A 15082-nucleotide genomic window follows, 5' to 3' on the forward strand; every position below is an offset into this window, starting at 1 on the left:
AAGAAGTAAGACAAACATATAAGGATATATTTTCATTTATAAAGTCCGTATCAATTACGGGATCTTAGCATCACTACTATCCTCTTGAATTACAGAATTAATCACTGAAAGATTACAAAAGATTGTTAAGAATTATCGCTAAGGTTTAGACGATAAGGACAAAAATCATTGCTTCTCCTCAGCCTTCTGCTCAGCACCACCACTAAGCTTCTGAACTTCCTTATCGCCAAGTGGTATGATGGGGCCCTCCTTCCAGTCCTTTGGATAAATGAGGACCGCGTTGACCTGGACAACTTGATCACTTATTGTATTGCCTCTAACGAGCTTCCTCTTCCTCATACCACGCTTCTCAGGGTGATAACCAACGCCCTCGCTCATTAGTAGGTACTTCTTAACAGCACCCTCGATGTTTGGTAGCATTGGGGCGCCATCAATACCACTACCACCCGTAATCCTAATCCTAAAACCAGGCGGCAACTCAAAGACCTCCTTAATCACCCCACCATCAATCTCATCCCCAATCCTTAAACCCACAAACCTCTGGGCAATTGGATCCTTAACCTCAAACTGCTTAGCCCTCCCACTCATTGGGTCACTAAGTACTAACTTAAACGTTGGCATTGACTTGAACGTAGATAGGGGTTATTAAAATACTTCTATCATTATGAATAACGACCTAATAATACGAAATGTCAAAATTTTGAAATAAGAGTATTTAAATATAACTAAAAATTCGATTTTATGACCAATATGGGCAGCAAACCCCTGAAAATACAGGTTGGTGCTGCAAGTCTCAGACCAATGTGGGTGGTGGCATCAATACTTTTGATAGGTGCCTTAGCAATGCTTGTTGGTGGTGTCGTTATGCAATTAGTATATCACATAACTCTTGCACCGCTGTGGGTCGGCATCTTTGCAGGAATACTATTATCGATTCCCTTGGAAATTTGGGACTTTCCGAACCCTGATGTCATAATTAAGGCAATAACTCTGAAAGATAGACTATTAATGGTATGTTTCGGATTAGTCATAGGACTTGGCGCAATTCTTCTCTATGCACTTAACCTATTCGTTCCCGTACTACATTGGGGTATCAAGGCTTTCTTTGTACCCGGTGTGGTCATTGGAGGCTTATTATTTGGCGTTGGCGTGGCCGTCGCTGGCTACTTCCCAGGAACTATATGGATAGCGCTTGGTCAAGGTAGGAGGGATGCTGTGTATGCCGTGATTGGAGGCTTACTAGGTGCATTGACCTGGTCACTAATCTTTGGGCAAGCAAGGTACTTCTTCTGGGACACCCTTAACTTTGGTCCAATAACGTGGCCCACATTGTTTGGCTTAACCACTAAGGTTGATGAATTGATCGTAGCTGTAATATTTGGCTTATTAATGGTTAGTATGTGGTTATTCATACCAAGGAGGCAGGGCGGTAAGGCATGCGTACTTCACCTAACCGGTAAAACTAAGGAAGTGATGCCGCTTGAGGATGAGATTAGCGAGTTTAAGGAGGATTACCCAAAAATACCTGATTACGTCATTGAGCTGTCTCCGTTCAGCAGCCCCGTTCATCGAGGATAATATTTGCACTGGCATTTGACTTCACGCTTGTGGCTGTTGCCGTGATTGTACTTAGGCAGATATTTGGCGAATCAACTACATATGCATGGATTTGGTCTCAGATACTATACTTCATAGACCCACGCTGGGCTGCGAGCTTACCATACTTCCAGTTATTCGGTGGATTAAAGATTGTTAATGGAATACCCGTTGATAAGCCATTTAGTGAGATTGGTTGGGAACCACTATCCGACCTCGGGACGTTCCTTGGCGGCTTAATATCATCAGTGTTCATAACAAAGAGGTTCATGGGATTCAAACCATGGATACCACACATATGGAGAAATAGGTTTGGTAACACACCAGGCTCAGGCTCTCGCCTCATTCATAGGCGCGTATTTAGTCCTATTTGGTGCTAGAATGGCCAATGGCTGCGCCAGTGGGCATATCCTGAGCGGAAATCTGCAGATGGCTGTTAGCAGTTTCGTGTTCTTTATGGCCGTAATAATCGGCGCAATAATCACTGCATATGTACTATATGGCTTAAAGCATGGACCTCGAGGTAATTCCACAGTTAATGTGGAATTTCCCTTAAAATCATAAAAATTATTATTCTTCACAATGATTATAAAACTCCTTAGGAAAAATTCCGAGTATTACGTTGATATCAAGGACTCAATGATTAAAGTCAGTGGCTTAAGGCCTATTGATTACCTACTAATTGCGTTGGTCTACGGGCTTGGTATCCGTTATATCGATAAGTATGGTGGTGATGAGTGCGTCATTGACTGTGAAATAGTTAATGAAGAACTCAGGTGCAAAACCTACTGTAGTGGACATGAAGATGGGTGTTTCGTATATAAGTTGTTGGTACATGGTGGTTTCTCCCTTAGGTGCTTATCTCAATCATGACTGGTACGTGGTCGGAACCCTCCACATCACTTAAAACCTCGGCCTTGGCGACCTTATTCCTCAATTCCTCGCTAACTATGCAGTAATCAATCCTCATTGCCCTCCATCTCTCTCGGTAGCTACGCCATGTAAACACCTTCGCGCTTGGGTGTAGCTCTCTGAAAGTATCTATGAAACCCTCCTTAAGGAATTGATTAAGCCAAGCCCTCTCCTCAGGGGTTAAGCCAGGGTGTTTCTCATCCCAGAATGAGGAATCAACCCTGTCCCTAGCTATGTTGAAGTCCCCACATGCAATCACAGGCTTTCTACTCCTTAGGTCAATCAAAAACCTCTCAATGGCGGTGCAGAAGGAAATTTTAAAGCTCAGCTTGCTAAGGTCGTCACCGGCTCTTGGAAAGTACGCATTAACAACATAGAGGTCATTAAACTCGACCGTAATCACCCTGCCCTCAGCATCAAACTCCCTAATCCCAAGGCCCTTAATAACGGAGATGGGCCTTATCTTCGTGAGCGTCATAACACCTGCGTAGCCCTTCTTCTCGGCAGGAAATGGATATGCCTCGTAGCCTAGCCCCATTATCGTTAACGGCACATCGCCCGAACTCCTAATTTCTTGAAGTAAAACAATATCGTAATTACCCATGCCCAGAAGCTTATCGAGCGAGCCTTTCCTCATTATACTCCTTAAGCCATTGATATTCCAGGAAATAATCCTCATTACCGTATTTAATCAGTGCGATGGGATTTAAGCACTTACTTACTAAGCAGTGCGTTCTTATACTGATCCCTAAGCACCTTCTTGTCTATTTTTCCTGTGCTTGTTAGTGGTAGTTCCTTTACGAAGATTACCTTGTCCGGGACCCACCATTTTGGTATTTCTCCCTTTTCCACGTATTTCATTAGGTGGTTCTTTATTTCGTCCTCAGTGAGCCTACCTCATAGCCAGGCTTGGGCACTATAATGGCCACCGGCCTCTCACCCCACTTCTCATGGGGAATACCCACAACGGCTACCATGTTAACACCGGGATGAGTACTAATCAAGTCCTCAAGCCTGAGGCTCGGTATCCACTCGCCGCCGCTCTTAATCACGTCCTTAAGCCTATCGGCGATCTTGACGTAATTGTCGGGGAACCAAACCGCAGCGTCACCCGTGTGGAACCAGCCATTGCGCCACGCATTCCTAGTCTTCTCTGGATCACCAATGTACTCCCTGAATAGCCATGGAGCCCTAACAGCGATTTCACCGATGGTCTTACCATCCTTTGGAACATCCCTATCCTGCTCATCAACAACACGCAACTGAACAAGGGGTATCACAATCCCAGTCCTTAGGTAAATCTCATTCTTCCTCTCGGGAGGCAGGTCCTTATGGTCAGGCCTCAAATACGCAATAGTTAGTACTGGGGCTGTTTCCGTTAAGCCATAGCCGCTAATTACGGTTATTCCCCTGGCCTGGGCAGCCTTCAGCAGGCCCTCGGGAAGTGCGGCACCACCTACTATGAACTTTAGCTTGCTTAGGTCGTATTTGGGTGAGTCTGGGTGGTTGAGTAGGTTGTAAAGTATCGTCGGTACACCTGCCGATAATGTGATTTCCTCCTCATGAATTAGCTTGAGTATGTGACCCCAATCAAAGCGGCCTGGGTATACGACCCTTCTATGCCCATTAAGCATTGTTGACCATGGCCAACCCCATGCATGAACGTGGTACATGGGTACAAGAACCATCGCCACATCATCCTGTGAGGCGTTTATGGGTGGGTTCTTCACGGCGAGCGCCGTGGATAACGTATGCAGTACTAGTCCTCTGTGGGTGTGGTATCCTCCCTTGGGTAGTCCAGTGGTTCCTGAGGTGAACATTAATGTGGCTGGTGTTCTTTCATCTATTTCTGGGAATTCCCTCAGTGGTTCATGCTTGAGGAGGTCCTCGTAGGGTATCATCCTAACTCCGTAGTCCTGGCTTGGCTCCTTACCCCTATCACTCATGTAGACCACAGCCTTTATACTCTTGACATTATCAATCACGGGCTTTATTAACTGTTCGAAGTAATCAATATTCACGACGAACACCTCGGGCTTAGCAACACCCATTGTGTATATGATCTCCTTAGGAGCGAGCATTGCGTTGACCGTGAATAGGGCAACGCCGATACTTGGGACCGCGTAGTAAAGGTCTAAGTACCTAAGGGTGTTCCACTCAAGCACCGCGACCTTACTACCCAGTTCCCAGGCCTTGCCTGGCTTTAGGTCTAGGTCCATCAAGGCTGCTGCGACCCTTCGAACCCTATCTGCAAGTTGCGTGAAGGTGACCGACGTCCTGGAGCCACCAGGGGGCCAATAAACAACCTCATTATTAGGAAAGGCAGTGGCTACATAATCAAGTATCTTGTCTATTGTCAATTGAAAGTCGTAGAAAAAGGACTTAACCTCCTCAGACGGCATGTCAGTGATTCCTGCTCATAATTTATAAGACTTCTGGATATAACTCATATATAGAAATATATACATTAATACTTAAAATTAAGTAAACCAGTGTAAAAATTATGAAAATAACAATATTAGTGGATAACTACGCGACGCAACTATCCTCATTAAGCAGGCGGTTGTTGGGTGAGTGGGGGTTTGCGGCGTATGTGCATGACTATAGGATACTATATGATACGGGGCTTACGGGGACGGCATTACTAAATAATATGAGGCACTGGGCATAGACTAATGAGCCGGAGTACTTGGTGATCAGTCATAGGCACATCGACCACACAGGCGGTGTCAAGGCATTCCTAAACGCCAGGTCAAGACCCATAAAAATGATCGCACACACCAACCTATTCACAAAAGCCTACGCCACCGGTGAAGGCGGTAAACTCGAGGACATAAGCGTGGACTTCACGAGGGAGTACCTGGAGAGCAGAGGTGTTGATTTAGTACTGATTAGGGAGCCCCATAGGATAGCTAACGACGTTATTGTGTCAGGTGAGATACCCAGGAAATGGGGCCCCAGCCATACTGGTGCGGTTACTGATGAGGTGCCTGATGATATGGCGTTGTATATAAAACACATAAATGGATTGATAGCCATAACAGGTTGTGGACATTCAGGAATTGAAAATATTGTGGAGTATGGGTTCCAGGTAACTGAGTTAAGTAGGCTATACGCGATTATTGGTGGGCTTCACTTCATGGGATTGAGCGAGGACAGGGTTAAGCAGGTAATTAATTACTTAGTCAGCAAATCGCCTAGTGTTGTCGTGGGTACGCACTGCACGGGTATTCTAGGCATTGCGGCGTTACACAATGCCTTACCAAGTGCCTTTAGATTGGGTGGTGTTGGTCTGGTTATCGAGTTTTAATAATGTTTTAAATTAGCCTTCTTTGATTAAAATTGCTGGGGGATGTCGATTGATCTTCTGGAGCGTGGGATTGTGTATATTCGCTGGTCACTGCTCATAATATCTGCTGATGCCATTATTCTGGCATTATTATTACTTTTATCGCTGTTAATCACGCCCATGGCTGCGTACATATTCACGGTCGTGGTCTCCTACTTCCTACTGATATCTACGGTAATACCATACGTACTCGTAGTATTATTTTGGTTACTTGGGTTTAGGGACTTGATGCGCTATAGTGGGAGGTACTTAGTGGGGTTTGTTGGCTCGGTGATTGTTACAGTGTCGTACTTCATGAATATAGCCTACATGGGTTATCTCATGGCTAATGAGCTCGTGGGAAATGCCCTAATCCCTAGGCCAGTAATGCTGGAGCCGCTCATTCTAATGTATAATAGGTATTTCATAGTATTTTCGCTTTACCTACCATTACCGCTATTCGTATCGTTGGTCCTGGGAATTCTCGGGTCCATCCTAAGTATGGTAACTCTATATAGGTTAGGTAATGACTTTAATGTGGCAAGGGTTAAAATCGGTGCCTTAATTACGATAATCGGTGTTTTAACGATAGAGGCGCCATTAATTGGTGTGTTGCTCATTGGTGTGGGCACTGCATTGTTAATGCTTGACTTGGGCGGGATACTTAATGAAATTGGTAAAGTGAATCAAGGCCACTAAGAATTTTAAGTCAGGGTTTGCGAATTATTGTGTGAATAAATCCGCAATTTTAATACTGGCCATTGGATTATTAATAACGTGGTTATTAACATCCTCAATAGGCATATTAATAAAGTTGAACGAATTGAGGGGTTCGCAGGGAAGTAGCTCGCTAAATATTCATGTGAGTTTACCACAACCAGCAATCACATTACCGCCAATAAACTTAACAATACCTCAACGAGTTAATGAAACCAGTAATGCGGAGTTGTACGTACCATTAATACCACTGCCGGTAATAATGCCCAACGTATCGATAAACATAACGAAATACCTAGCGGTAAGTACGCCAAAGCCTTCTCAGGCATTGAGTGGTGGATCTCCAGGTACCTTAGGCTCACAGGAAGGCTTGGGGAGTAGTCAGCAGTATGTGAGTAATACGGTGGTTCCATTGAAAATACCACCGTTGTTAATGATGATCGCTATCATCTTCGCCATTGCGATTATTGGCATCAGCTCATTGGCAATAATAAGGAGGGAAATTCGCAAAAGTGATCAACCAGGTAGTACCGCTAATGTCAGTGCAAGGATCAGTCCCAGAATTAATGTAGGCCCAAAAAGCGGTGATGAGGAGTTCCCTAAATTCTCAAGAAACATTGAGCTACTCCCTGGGGAGGCTGTGAAGAAGATTAATGGTTGGGGTGGCAACGACATCATTGATTTAGGGATACCCAGGGATTTACCATTAATTTGGAGGTTCAATGATCCATTACCTATGATTGTCAGGGGTGATGCTCAGGTCATGGTAACGAGGCCGGGGATTATCAGTAATGGTTCATTAATTATGCCTTCGAGGGGTTGTTACGGCATTAGCATTAGGCTTGGTGATAGGGAGGAGGATTTATTCGTTAGGGCTGGTGATTACGGGGATGATATTGTTAATTTCGTTAGATTAAACATAGGGGGTCTCACGGTTAGGGATTCGGAAACCATTAGGGAGGTGATGAAGCGATTGGTTAATGATGGTGTTATTAATGGTGATTGGGAATCAATTAATACGATTATTAGGTTATTTGAAAGGGTTAGGTATGGGCTTAGGGATGTTGATAGGAATGACTATGAGAAATTCCTCAGGGCCTTGGGAAGGGTCTTTAGGGATGCCAGGGTGATTATTTGTGAGGGCGCGTCATGAATCAATTATTAGGTACGTAATTACATACGTAATACTTGCGTCATTTACATTGCTTGCGTTCTTGATAAGGCCCATTGGTACTTACCTAATTACCGCATTAATAATACCAACGGTAACCTTAGTAACGACGATTTTAGTGAGTGATTTCGTTAGATACCGTAGTAATGCCACTGCAAATATGCTTAGGGGTTTGTTGGCACCTTCATTGTTCACATACCTATTAATTGGGGGCTTAACCTCCATACTAATAGCTAATTACAGGGGGTACTCTCTCATTATAAATTACCTGTTGAATTTCTTAGCCCTGGTCATAATTGGCGCGATAATTAATAGGTATTCAATGAGGCAGGTGGTTGGGACGGGCTTTGCCGAGTCATTACTTAAGTACTTGTCGTATTTCTTCGTATTCCTTGGACTTAGCTATCTATTTGGCGCTATTTACCTGCCATTATTCTACCCATTCGCGGCAGTATCCATTGTTTATCTGGTGCTTGCGTTAGTAACCGTGATTGAGAGCCGTGGCATAGATGTTAGTGGAATTATTGGGAACTCACGTTCACTGGCCCTTGCAGCTTCGGCATTGGCCTGTTGTATTCCCTGCTTTCGGTTCCCAAACCATCAACATGGAACATATACGTATTAATAGCGTTCATAATGATTGCCTCAATATCCATAGTATACGCGGGCTATAGACTATACATCAGTGGGTTAGGTGTCGTGGAGGGTATTGAGGAGGAATTGTATGAAAAGCATAAGCGTGAGGTCAGGATTGTCCCATCACCAGAGTATTCACTCTTTGAGGAGGCAATTAAGGAATTCATAACCAGTGGGAATAAGGATAAGTTAATTGCGTACCTAGTTCATGAATTAACAAATGACGGCTTAGACTATGAAGAAATCATTAATAGGCTTAGTAAATTGATTAATTACTCAAGCGTAGCAACCTGCAGAAGGGTTAAGAGGAGGATCCTTGAAATGGAGGTTAAGGAAAGGATAGATCTCGTTAATGAACTGCTCAATGAGCTATTAAGCACCAAAAATACTAAATTTAACTCCCCTTAACACTCAACCTAGGCCTAATAATGAGTAAGGTTGGCATTGATTACGTAACGGAGAGGGTCAGGGCTGTAATTAATGAAATGACTAGGTACTTTGTTGGTGATGAGGAGGTCCTCATGAAAATATTGGCTTCAATAATTGCTGGCGGTCATGTACTCATCGAGGATGTACCAGGAACTGGAAAGACAATCCTGTCAAAGATGCTCGCTAAAGTTCTCGGACTCAGGTTCAGCAGGATCCAATTCACCCCAGACCTACTACCTAGCGACATTATCGGCACTAAGGTCTGGAGACCTGACAAGGACAGTTTCGAGCTAGTACTTGGTCCAATATTCGCAAATTTCGTACTCGCTGATGAGGTTAATAGGGCTCCTCCTAAGGTTCAGTCTGCCTTGCTTGAGGCTATGCAGGAGGGCCAAGTAACAATTGAGGGCGAAACCATCAAGCTTCCACAACCATTCATTGTAATCGCCACTCAGAACCCCATCGAACTCGAAGGAACATACCCACTACCAGAGGCACAACTAGACAGATTCATGATAAGAATAAGACTAGGATACCCGAAGGATGAGGTTGAGCTATTAAGGCGTAGGATTTCATGGCGTAGTAACGACCCAACACCCCAGGTGAGGACTGTGCTAAATGGCGATGAATTATTAATGATCAGGGATTTCGTGGAGAGCAACGTCAAGATTAGCGATGATGTCATGAAATACATAGTGAGCTTTAACGTTATTAGGAAGGACCCCAGAGTACTCGCTGGGCCAAGTCCCAGGGGATTGATAGCGTTGATGAGTATGGGTAGGGCCATGGCTATCATTGATGGTAGGGATTACGTAATACCAGATGATATAAAGAGTGTTATTGTTGAAACTCTCGGTCATAGGATAGTGCTTAAGCCTGAGGTCGCCCTGGAGGGAGTAAGTGGTGAGGATATTGTTAGGGAGTATGTTGAGAAGATACCGATACCCCGGTAGTGATTATTAATGAGAGAAATCTCGAAAACACTCCTACTTCTAATACTGCTTCCAATGGTTATGGCCGTGATCACCGTATTGACAACATCTAAACTTTACATCCTCTCTATACTCTTTCCCCTAATTACGCTAGTAATAGCCCTGAGCCTAAGCGATAAGCCCACAATATCGATAACCCTTGGTACCGATAAGAGCGTTTTGTATGTTGATGAGGAATTGAATATAGAATTAAACGTTGATGTTCACGGAGGCTTCGGCCTATTAATAATCAGGGCACCACCAATCCCCAGCACCTCCATGGCCGAGGGCTTCGAACTGATTAAGGGCAATAACGTCCACGTAATCTTTAAGGGGTTTGGCGATGTGAATAGGAGGTTTACGTACGTATTAAGGGCCGTTAAAAGAGGCAATTATTCGCTAGGTGGAATTGACTACATATATTACAATATCCTGGGGATCCACGAACCAATTAAGGGCTTCATCAAACTTGAAGGGTATGTTCAGGTAATACCGAGGATTAGGATTGTTAGGAGGGTTCTCGCATAGTTAAGCCAAGGCAGGGACTACCCAGGTACTCACCGTCTAGGCTTGGGCCTTATTCCACGGAGTTCCGGTCTGTGAGGAATTACGTACCTGGCGACCCCTATAAATTCATTAATTGGAAGGCAACCGCCAGGGATCCTAACCGTAGGATCATGGTTAATGAATATGAGAGGGAGGGACTTAGGACAACGATAATACTGCTAGACCTTGGTTGGTGGATGAGGCACGGGACCGTCGAGGACAACCCCCTTGAGTACGGGGTATCCCTAACGCTATCCCTAAGTAGGGTTTTGCTTAGGTATGGCTATAATGTTGGTCTTTGGACAATACCAATGGGCCCAAGGGTCATTCCAAGCTCGGGAACTGTGCAGTACTATAAGTTATTGAGGGAGTTAATGATCGTGAAGGCACTACCCATTAAGGCTATACCATGGACCCAGCCCTGTATAGGCTGATTCAGGAGACTAACCCGGCATTAATTATTGTAACAAATGTGAATAGGGAGAGCATTGAGAGTATCATTGGCATAATTAATAGATTACCAACAAGGGCCTTAATAATTGATATTGTGCCCGACACAATACTAATGAGGAATTTAATAAAGGGATTACCCTGCAATCAATGGGTTATTAGGGATAGGGTGAGGCTGTATAGGGTGTTGCCGAGGAATGCCAAGGTGATTACCTGGACCCTGCTTGTGAGGGTGTTGGCTCATTAATTGCCAGGATATCGACATACCTAGGCAGGTGGTTATAGAATGAGGCAGGTCCTAGCAGTATTATCATTGATACTCCCCATAACACCCTTCATAATATTAATGCTTAGTAATCCATTAATTGGATTGGTCCTCGTTGCCTTAATCATCTCAATAGGCTCATTGGGCTTTTAATGAATAATATATCAGCTGAGTCCTGGGTCGCATTAATAACGGCATTAATAATATCCATAACATCGCAGGGTTATATACCGTACATACTCCATGTAGTGCTCATCCCACTCAGAAGCCCGGCCCTATTTGATGGGTCAATAGTCATAATTGAATACTCATTAATAACATCTCAATTGTACGGTAATTACGTGAGGTACATGAGGGAATTCAGCAGTAGGGGTTATGATGAAGATGAGGTCAAATACGCATTAAATGAATTGGTCAGGTGGGTGCTCATATTCCTAACAATATCCTTATCGGCATCACTAATTATTTACTACGCAATAGTGGTAACGACGGTACCGCTTATAGACCCGTTCACGGCCCTCGTGATCTTCGCCGTGACTTACATAGTTATATCCAGGTACCTACTAACCAGAATTAGGGGCTCGTCATAAAATATCAAAGAACACGCTGGAGCACTCGAGGGTATTACCATTAACCATAGGCCGCCAAACAACCCTATACCTACCCCTACCGACGGGCTTACCATCATTATCAACCTGAAACCAAACAACAACGAAGGAAGAGCTTGGGCTGATGACAATCTGGGGAGGCTCAATTGAATAAACCACCCTACCGCTCACATCAATTACTTGCCACGAACCAATCATAACGGAGGTATTACCCAGGTTAACGAATGTGATATAGATAGGTTCACCACTTGAAAAAGAACTCCTATCCAGGTAAACACTACAAGACACAAGTACCCAACAAACTACCCGTATAAAAATCAATCATTAATGAAATTAATTGCTGTATATAAGTTAAGGAAACCGAAGAATTAAGTCATTAATCATTAAATTGAAGAGCAAGGACAGATCAATATTAATACAGGGCGCAGGCAATCAACGTATTGCCAAAATAATGAATAATCATGTTAATTTGAATATTCACTACATTAAGCTTAACCTTAACCCTTACAGGACCAGGCAAATCAAACGCAGAATAAAAATAACTCAACTCATAGCTCAGCAATAAGATTAGAAATTGAAAGGGTGGTGCCGGGGCCGGGATTTGAACCCGGGCCCCCTTGCGGGGACGGGATGCCTTGGACTTGCTCTCGAGTCCCGCGCCTTGGACCTAGCTCGGCCACCCCGGCGGTTGTTTTACTGTGTTTTTCGATTTAAAGCTTTTGCTACTATTTCCTGGCAGGCCTTGTTATTTATTTTCATGTAGCTTCTTGGCGGTCTTATGTTGAGGTTCCTTAACTCCTCCAACGTTACTGCCCCTGGGAACGTTGTTGGGCTTGTTACTTTAAGTATGAGTATCTTCCTCCTTGACCCTAGGTACTTGGTCACTACGTACTCCAGGTTGTCCCTAGGCATGTCGCTGCACTCATTATTCAATATCTCCATTAATTCACTCGGCCTCGCTACGATTGAGTCACCGGCTATGAAGAACCCCTTAACCGCCTTCACGGGACTTGAGTAATAAACCAGGACCGTGTCGCCCTTACTAATCGGGCTAATAAAGGTCCTGACCTCGCATTTCTTACTGCCTACTAGAATTTCATCTGCAAATTGTGGTTTTAAGGACATTAGAAAGCAATTCATGGTTTAACCAAAGGCCTTGGCAAGCCTTGCTAGGTAGTCCCAGTACTCATCGATCTCCTTCTCGATCTCCTTAATGTCCTCCTCCGTCAAGTGCGCAAACCTACCCTGCCTCTTCAGGTACTCGATTATCGGCTTCCTCCTTGACTTATCAAAGTGAGCATTACTTGGTGGGTTGAACCTTATCCTGCCGTGGTCCCACTCGTATAGTGGGAAGTAGCCTGTTTCTGTGGCTAGCCTGGCTATTTCCACGGTCATCTCCTCCGGGTAGCGCCAGCCTGGTGGGCATGGTGCCAGTACGTGTATGAAGGCAGGACCTTCATCAAGGTAATCAAGGGCTGTTTTGACCTTGTTCGCCAGGTCTATTGGGTAGGCTATGTTTGCCGTTGCTGCGTATGGTATGTGGTGCCCGATCACAATGCTCATTATGTCCTTCTTCCTCTGAACCTTACCCCTCAACTTACTACCCACCGGCGAAGTCGTTGTCCAGGCGAAGTGCGGTGTTCCTCCGCTTCTTTGTATTCCTGTGTTCATGTATGCCTCATTGTCGTAGAGTACGTAGAGTACGCCGTGACCACGCTCAAGCATGCCACTGAGGGCCTGCAAACCAATATCATAAGTACCACCATCACCAGCGATAACCATGACCTTAGCCTTAGTATCAAGGATACCCTTCCTCCTAAGCACCTTTAACGCAGACTCCACGCCAGACGCCGCCGCGGCTGAGTTCTCAAAGGCCACATGCAGGTAAGGCACGCTCCATGCGGTGTATGGGTACGAAGTCGTAGTTACCTCAATACAGCCAGTTGCATTAACCACAATCACATCCGACCCAGCCGCCTTAAGTAACCACCTAACGGCTATTGAAGGACCACAGCCAGCGCAGGTCAGCTGTCCAGGACCGTAGTACTCATCTAATGGTAAGTCCTTTATTGTCCTGAAGTACATCTTCATGCCTCACCACCCCTTAGCCCCATGAATATTGTCTTTCTTGGGTATTCACCAGTCCTTGCGTATTCATCAAGCGTTTTATAAAGGTTATAGAAGTCGTCAACAAGCATTGTCCTTTGGGATATGCCGTGGATCACAGAGATTATTGGCTTATCAATTCCCCTACTGTATAGTGCAGAGACTACGTCGTTGAATACGGGACCCTCATACGTATTGCCAGGCGATAATGCCCTATCAATAACAGCTACCGCCTTGGCGTCCTTAATGGCATTGACTACCTCATCCGTGGGAAACGGCCTAAACAACCTTATCCTTAAAACACCAGCCCTTAATCCTTTTTCCCTGGCCCTTATGGCCGCCTCCTTTGCGTTACCACTTGATGCGCCTCCATAGGTTATTAATACGTAGTCCGCATCATCAATCATATACCTCTCTACGATATCGTAATTTGTTCCAAAGGTCTTATTGAATTCATCATGGACCTCCTTGATCATGCTCTTTGATTCCTTAAGCGCGTTAATTACCTGGTACTTGATTTCGTAGTACCAATCAGGGCTTGCGATAACTCCTATGGTTATTGGCTTCCTTGGGTCAAGCCTATGCCTATTTAGGTTCCTTGGTGTGAATTTCCTGACATAATCCTCATGGTAAATCTCCACTGGTTCTGTGGTGTGGCTCATTAGGAATCCGTCGTAGGACACCATGACTGGCAGGAGAACCCTGCTATCCTCCGCAATCCTATATGCCATGATTATCGAATCATAAACCTCCTGAGCCGAAGAAGCAATCATGACTATCCACCCCGAATCCCTGGCACTCATTATGTCCTGGTAATCACCATGAATACTTATTGGTGCTGATAATGCCCTACCAGGGACGGCCATGACTATTGGAAGCCTTAAGCCAGACGCTATGTAGAGTACCTCATGCATGAATTCAAGGCCTTGAGCCGACGTCGCAGTAAACACCCTGGCGCCGGTTGCTGCTGCGCCAACAACAGCCGAGAGCGCGCTGTGTTCGGACTCCACCGGTATGTACTCGGCATCTATCTCGCCATTAGCTACGAACTCGGCCAACTTCTCTATAATAGTGGTCTGTGGCGTTATTGGGTATGCGGCAATAACGTCGACGTCAACAGACTTAACTGCGTAAGCTGCTGCATAGTTTGATGTTAATCCAAGCCTCTCCTTAACGACCTCCTCCCTAACACTTAAGGCTTTAGCAATTGCCATCATCCAGTCACCTCGGGCACCATCTTTATTGCCTTGGTTGGGCATTCGTGGGCGCATATTCCGCAGCCCTTGCAGTGGTCATAATCAATCTCGTAGGTCAAGTCGTACTTCCTACCTGACTTTGTTGTGTAGG

25 protein-coding genes and 1 tRNA gene are annotated in these 15082 nt (G+C 44.8%); 16 read left to right on the forward strand and 10 right to left on the reverse strand.

Going from position 1 to position 15082, the window contains the following annotated elements; translation table 11 throughout:
* Window positions 1-165 precede the first annotated feature (165 nt).
* The gene (locus JCM16159_RS12720; RefSeq protein ID WP_054858060.1) at window positions 166-621 is read right to left on the reverse strand and encodes a 30S ribosomal protein S6e; all 456 of its coding nucleotides are present in this window, start codon (window positions 619-621) and stop codon (window positions 166-168) included.
* A 129-nt stretch (window positions 622-750) separates the two neighbouring features.
* On the opposite strand from JCM16159_RS12720, the gene JCM16159_RS17995 reads away from it, so the two are divergent.
* Genes JCM16159_RS17995 through JCM16159_RS12730 form a run of 4 tightly spaced genes read left to right on the forward strand, consistent with a single transcriptional unit; the run spans window position 751 to window position 2469 of the window.
* Complete coding sequence (locus JCM16159_RS17995; protein WP_243666904.1) at window positions 751-1578, forward strand: YeeE/YedE family protein; 828 nt, start codon at window positions 751-753, stop codon at window positions 1576-1578.
* Window positions 1579-1607: 29 nt separating this feature from the next.
* Window positions 1608-1976 (forward strand): hypothetical protein, encoded by a 369-nt coding sequence (locus tag JCM16159_RS18000; protein ID WP_243666905.1) that lies wholly within the window; start codon window positions 1608-1610, stop codon window positions 1974-1976.
* Between the two features lies 1 nt (window position 1977).
* Window positions 1978-2160 (forward strand): hypothetical protein, encoded by a 183-nt coding sequence (locus JCM16159_RS18005; RefSeq protein ID WP_243666906.1) that lies wholly within the window; start codon window positions 1978-1980, stop codon window positions 2158-2160.
* 18 nt (window positions 2161-2178) lie between these two features.
* Window positions 2179-2469: a hypothetical protein gene (locus JCM16159_RS12730; protein ID WP_054858061.1), complete on the forward strand. Its 291-nt coding sequence runs from the start codon at window positions 2179-2181 to the stop codon at window positions 2467-2469.
* On the opposite strand, the gene JCM16159_RS12735 is transcribed toward JCM16159_RS12730, so the two are convergent.
* From JCM16159_RS12735 to JCM16159_RS12740, 3 genes are read right to left on the reverse strand one after another with little or no spacing between them, the layout of a single operon-like run.
* A complete protein-coding gene (locus JCM16159_RS12735) occupies window positions 2447-3187 on the reverse strand; it encodes an exodeoxyribonuclease III (protein WP_054858062.1) in 741 nt (246 codons plus the stop codon). The two genes, JCM16159_RS12730 and JCM16159_RS12735, sit on opposite strands and share 23 nt — an antisense overlap.
* A gap of 35 nt (window positions 3188-3222) precedes the next feature.
* On the reverse strand, window positions 3223-3369 hold the full coding sequence (locus tag JCM16159_RS19760) for a hypothetical protein (RefSeq protein WP_367834533.1): 147 nt from the start codon (window positions 3367-3369) through the stop codon (window positions 3223-3225).
* Between the two features lie 11 nt (window positions 3370-3380).
* A complete protein-coding gene (locus JCM16159_RS12740) occupies window positions 3381-4910 on the reverse strand; it encodes an AMP-binding protein (protein WP_367834534.1) in 1530 nt (509 codons plus the stop codon).
* Window positions 4911-5011: 101 nt separating this feature from the next.
* Between JCM16159_RS12740 and JCM16159_RS18010 the strand changes: the two genes are divergently transcribed.
* From JCM16159_RS18010 to JCM16159_RS12775, 12 genes are all read left to right on the forward strand, one after another.
* Window positions 5012-5179 carry a hypothetical protein gene (locus JCM16159_RS18010; RefSeq protein WP_243666907.1) on the forward strand — a complete coding sequence of 56 codons (168 nt, stop codon included), beginning with the start codon at window positions 5012-5014 and terminating at the stop codon, window positions 5177-5179.
* Between the two features lie 21 nt (window positions 5180-5200).
* Window positions 5201-5818 (forward strand): MBL fold metallo-hydrolase, encoded by a 618-nt coding sequence (locus JCM16159_RS12745; protein WP_243666908.1) that lies wholly within the window; start codon window positions 5201-5203, stop codon window positions 5816-5818.
* Between the two features lie 42 nt (window positions 5819-5860).
* Window positions 5861-6535, forward strand: coding sequence for a hypothetical protein (locus JCM16159_RS12750; protein ID WP_054858063.1), 675 nt, complete (start codon window positions 5861-5863; stop codon window positions 6533-6535).
* 31 nt (window positions 6536-6566) lie between these two features.
* Window positions 6567-7706, forward strand: coding sequence for a DUF4129 domain-containing protein (locus JCM16159_RS12755; RefSeq protein WP_054858064.1), 1140 nt, complete (start codon window positions 6567-6569; stop codon window positions 7704-7706).
* Window positions 7690-8349 carry a hypothetical protein gene (locus tag JCM16159_RS18015; RefSeq protein WP_243666909.1) on the forward strand — a complete coding sequence of 220 codons (660 nt, stop codon included), beginning with the start codon at window positions 7690-7692 and terminating at the stop codon, window positions 8347-8349. Before JCM16159_RS12755 ends, JCM16159_RS18015 begins: the two co-directional genes overlap by 17 nt.
* Window positions 8350-8360: 11 nt before the next feature.
* Window positions 8361-8768, forward strand: a complete 408-nt coding sequence (locus JCM16159_RS18020; protein WP_243666910.1) for a hypothetical protein — start codon at window positions 8361-8363, stop codon at window positions 8766-8768.
* A 20-nt stretch (window positions 8769-8788) separates the two neighbouring features.
* Window positions 8789-9742 (forward strand): MoxR family ATPase, encoded by a 954-nt coding sequence (locus JCM16159_RS12765; RefSeq protein WP_054858065.1) that lies wholly within the window; start codon window positions 8789-8791, stop codon window positions 9740-9742.
* A gap of 9 nt (window positions 9743-9751) precedes the next feature.
* A complete protein-coding gene (locus JCM16159_RS18025) occupies window positions 9752-10288 on the forward strand; it encodes a hypothetical protein (RefSeq protein WP_243666911.1) in 537 nt (178 codons plus the stop codon).
* Between the two features lie 71 nt (window positions 10289-10359).
* The gene (locus JCM16159_RS18030; RefSeq protein ID WP_243666912.1) at window positions 10360-10740 is read left to right on the forward strand and encodes a DUF58 domain-containing protein; all 381 of its coding nucleotides are present in this window, start codon (window positions 10360-10362) and stop codon (window positions 10738-10740) included.
* On the forward strand, window positions 10716-11003 hold the full coding sequence (locus tag JCM16159_RS18035; protein WP_243666913.1) for a hypothetical protein: 288 nt from the start codon (window positions 10716-10718) through the stop codon (window positions 11001-11003). The genes JCM16159_RS18030 and JCM16159_RS18035 overlap by 25 nt, the downstream gene beginning before the upstream one ends.
* A 39-nt stretch (window positions 11004-11042) precedes the next feature.
* Window positions 11043-11174, forward strand: a complete 132-nt coding sequence (locus JCM16159_RS19765; protein ID WP_367834535.1) for a hypothetical protein — start codon at window positions 11043-11045, stop codon at window positions 11172-11174.
* Window positions 11174-11611 (forward strand): hypothetical protein, encoded by a 438-nt coding sequence (locus tag JCM16159_RS12775; protein ID WP_243666914.1) that lies wholly within the window; start codon window positions 11174-11176, stop codon window positions 11609-11611. The genes JCM16159_RS19765 and JCM16159_RS12775 overlap by 1 nt, the downstream gene beginning before the upstream one ends.
* Here the strand turns inward: JCM16159_RS12775 and JCM16159_RS12780 are convergent.
* The 6 genes from JCM16159_RS12780 to JCM16159_RS12805 all read right to left on the reverse strand — a co-directional run.
* A complete protein-coding gene (locus JCM16159_RS12780) occupies window positions 11606-11917 on the reverse strand; it encodes a hypothetical protein (RefSeq protein ID WP_054858066.1) in 312 nt (103 codons plus the stop codon). The genes JCM16159_RS12775 and JCM16159_RS12780 overlap by 6 nt on opposite strands.
* A 295-nt stretch (window positions 11918-12212) precedes the next feature.
* A tRNA-Ser gene (locus tag JCM16159_RS12785) sits at window positions 12213-12315 on the reverse strand.
* A gap of 7 nt (window positions 12316-12322) precedes the next feature.
* Entirely contained in the window at window positions 12323-12754 is a 432-nt protein-coding gene (locus JCM16159_RS12790) for a hypothetical protein (protein ID WP_054858067.1), read from the reverse strand.
* An 18-nt stretch (window positions 12755-12772) separates the two neighbouring features.
* Window positions 12773-13720 (reverse strand): pyruvate synthase subunit PorB, encoded by a 948-nt coding sequence (gene porB, locus JCM16159_RS12795; RefSeq protein WP_054858068.1) that lies wholly within the window; start codon window positions 13718-13720, stop codon window positions 12773-12775.
* On the reverse strand, window positions 13717-14949 hold the full coding sequence (locus JCM16159_RS12800) for a ferredoxin oxidoreductase (protein ID WP_054858069.1): 1233 nt from the start codon (window positions 14947-14949) through the stop codon (window positions 13717-13719). The genes porB and JCM16159_RS12800 overlap by 4 nt, the downstream gene beginning before the upstream one ends.
* Window positions 14949-15082 (reverse strand): 4Fe-4S binding protein (locus JCM16159_RS12805; protein ID WP_243666915.1); only part of this gene is annotated, 134 nt, incomplete at its 5' end. The genes JCM16159_RS12800 and JCM16159_RS12805, both read right to left, overlap by 1 nt.

The organism is Vulcanisaeta sp. JCM 16159 (genome assembly GCF_001316265.1).
GTDB lineage: Archaea > Thermoproteota > Thermoprotei > Thermoproteales > Thermocladiaceae > Vulcanisaeta.

Excerpts from the sequence above, each read along its gene's own strand:
- JCM16159_RS12720 (WP_054858060.1), bottom strand. The coding sequence starts at position 621 with ATGCCAACGTTTAAGTTAGTACTTAGTGACCCAATGAGTGGGAGGGCT.
- JCM16159_RS17995 (WP_243666904.1), top strand. The coding sequence starts at position 751 with ATGGGCAGCAAACCCCTGAAAATACAGGTTGGTGCTGCAAGTCTCAGA.
- JCM16159_RS18005 (WP_243666906.1), top strand. The coding sequence starts at position 1,978 with ATGGCCAATGGCTGCGCCAGTGGGCATATCCTGAGCGGAAATCTGCAG.
- JCM16159_RS12730 (WP_054858061.1), top strand. The coding sequence starts at position 2,179 with ATGATTATAAAACTCCTTAGGAAAAATTCCGAGTATTACGTTGATATC.
- JCM16159_RS12735 (WP_054858062.1), bottom strand. The coding sequence starts at position 3,187 with ATGAGGATTATTTCCTGGAATATCAATGGCTTAAGGAGTATAATGAGG.
- JCM16159_RS19760 (WP_367834533.1), bottom strand. The coding sequence starts at position 3,369 with ATGAAATACGTGGAAAAGGGAGAAATACCAAAATGGTGGGTCCCGGAC.
- JCM16159_RS12740 (WP_367834534.1), bottom strand. The coding sequence starts at position 4,910 with ATGCCGTCTGAGGAGGTTAAGTCCTTTTTCTACGACTTTCAATTGACA.
- JCM16159_RS18010 (WP_243666907.1), top strand. The coding sequence starts at position 5,012 with ATGAAAATAACAATATTAGTGGATAACTACGCGACGCAACTATCCTCA.
- JCM16159_RS12750 (WP_054858063.1), top strand. The coding sequence starts at position 5,861 with ATGTCGATTGATCTTCTGGAGCGTGGGATTGTGTATATTCGCTGGTCA.
- JCM16159_RS18020 (WP_243666910.1), top strand. The coding sequence starts at position 8,361 with ATGATTGCCTCAATATCCATAGTATACGCGGGCTATAGACTATACATC.
- JCM16159_RS12765 (WP_054858065.1), top strand. The coding sequence starts at position 8,789 with ATGAGTAAGGTTGGCATTGATTACGTAACGGAGAGGGTCAGGGCTGTA.
- JCM16159_RS18025 (WP_243666911.1), top strand. The coding sequence starts at position 9,752 with ATGAGAGAAATCTCGAAAACACTCCTACTTCTAATACTGCTTCCAATG.
- JCM16159_RS18035 (WP_243666913.1), top strand. The coding sequence starts at position 10,716 with ATGGACCCAGCCCTGTATAGGCTGATTCAGGAGACTAACCCGGCATTA.
- JCM16159_RS19765 (WP_367834535.1), top strand. The coding sequence starts at position 11,043 with ATGAGGCAGGTCCTAGCAGTATTATCATTGATACTCCCCATAACACCC.
- JCM16159_RS12775 (WP_243666914.1), top strand. The coding sequence starts at position 11,174 with ATGAATAATATATCAGCTGAGTCCTGGGTCGCATTAATAACGGCATTA.
- JCM16159_RS12790 (WP_054858067.1), bottom strand. The coding sequence starts at position 12,754 with ATGTCCTTAAAACCACAATTTGCAGATGAAATTCTAGTAGGCAGTAAG.
- porB (WP_054858068.1), bottom strand. The coding sequence starts at position 13,720 with ATGAAGATGTACTTCAGGACAATAAAGGACTTACCATTAGATGAGTAC.
- JCM16159_RS12800 (WP_054858069.1), bottom strand. The coding sequence starts at position 14,949 with ATGGCAATTGCTAAAGCCTTAAGTGTTAGGGAGGAGGTCGTTAAGGAG.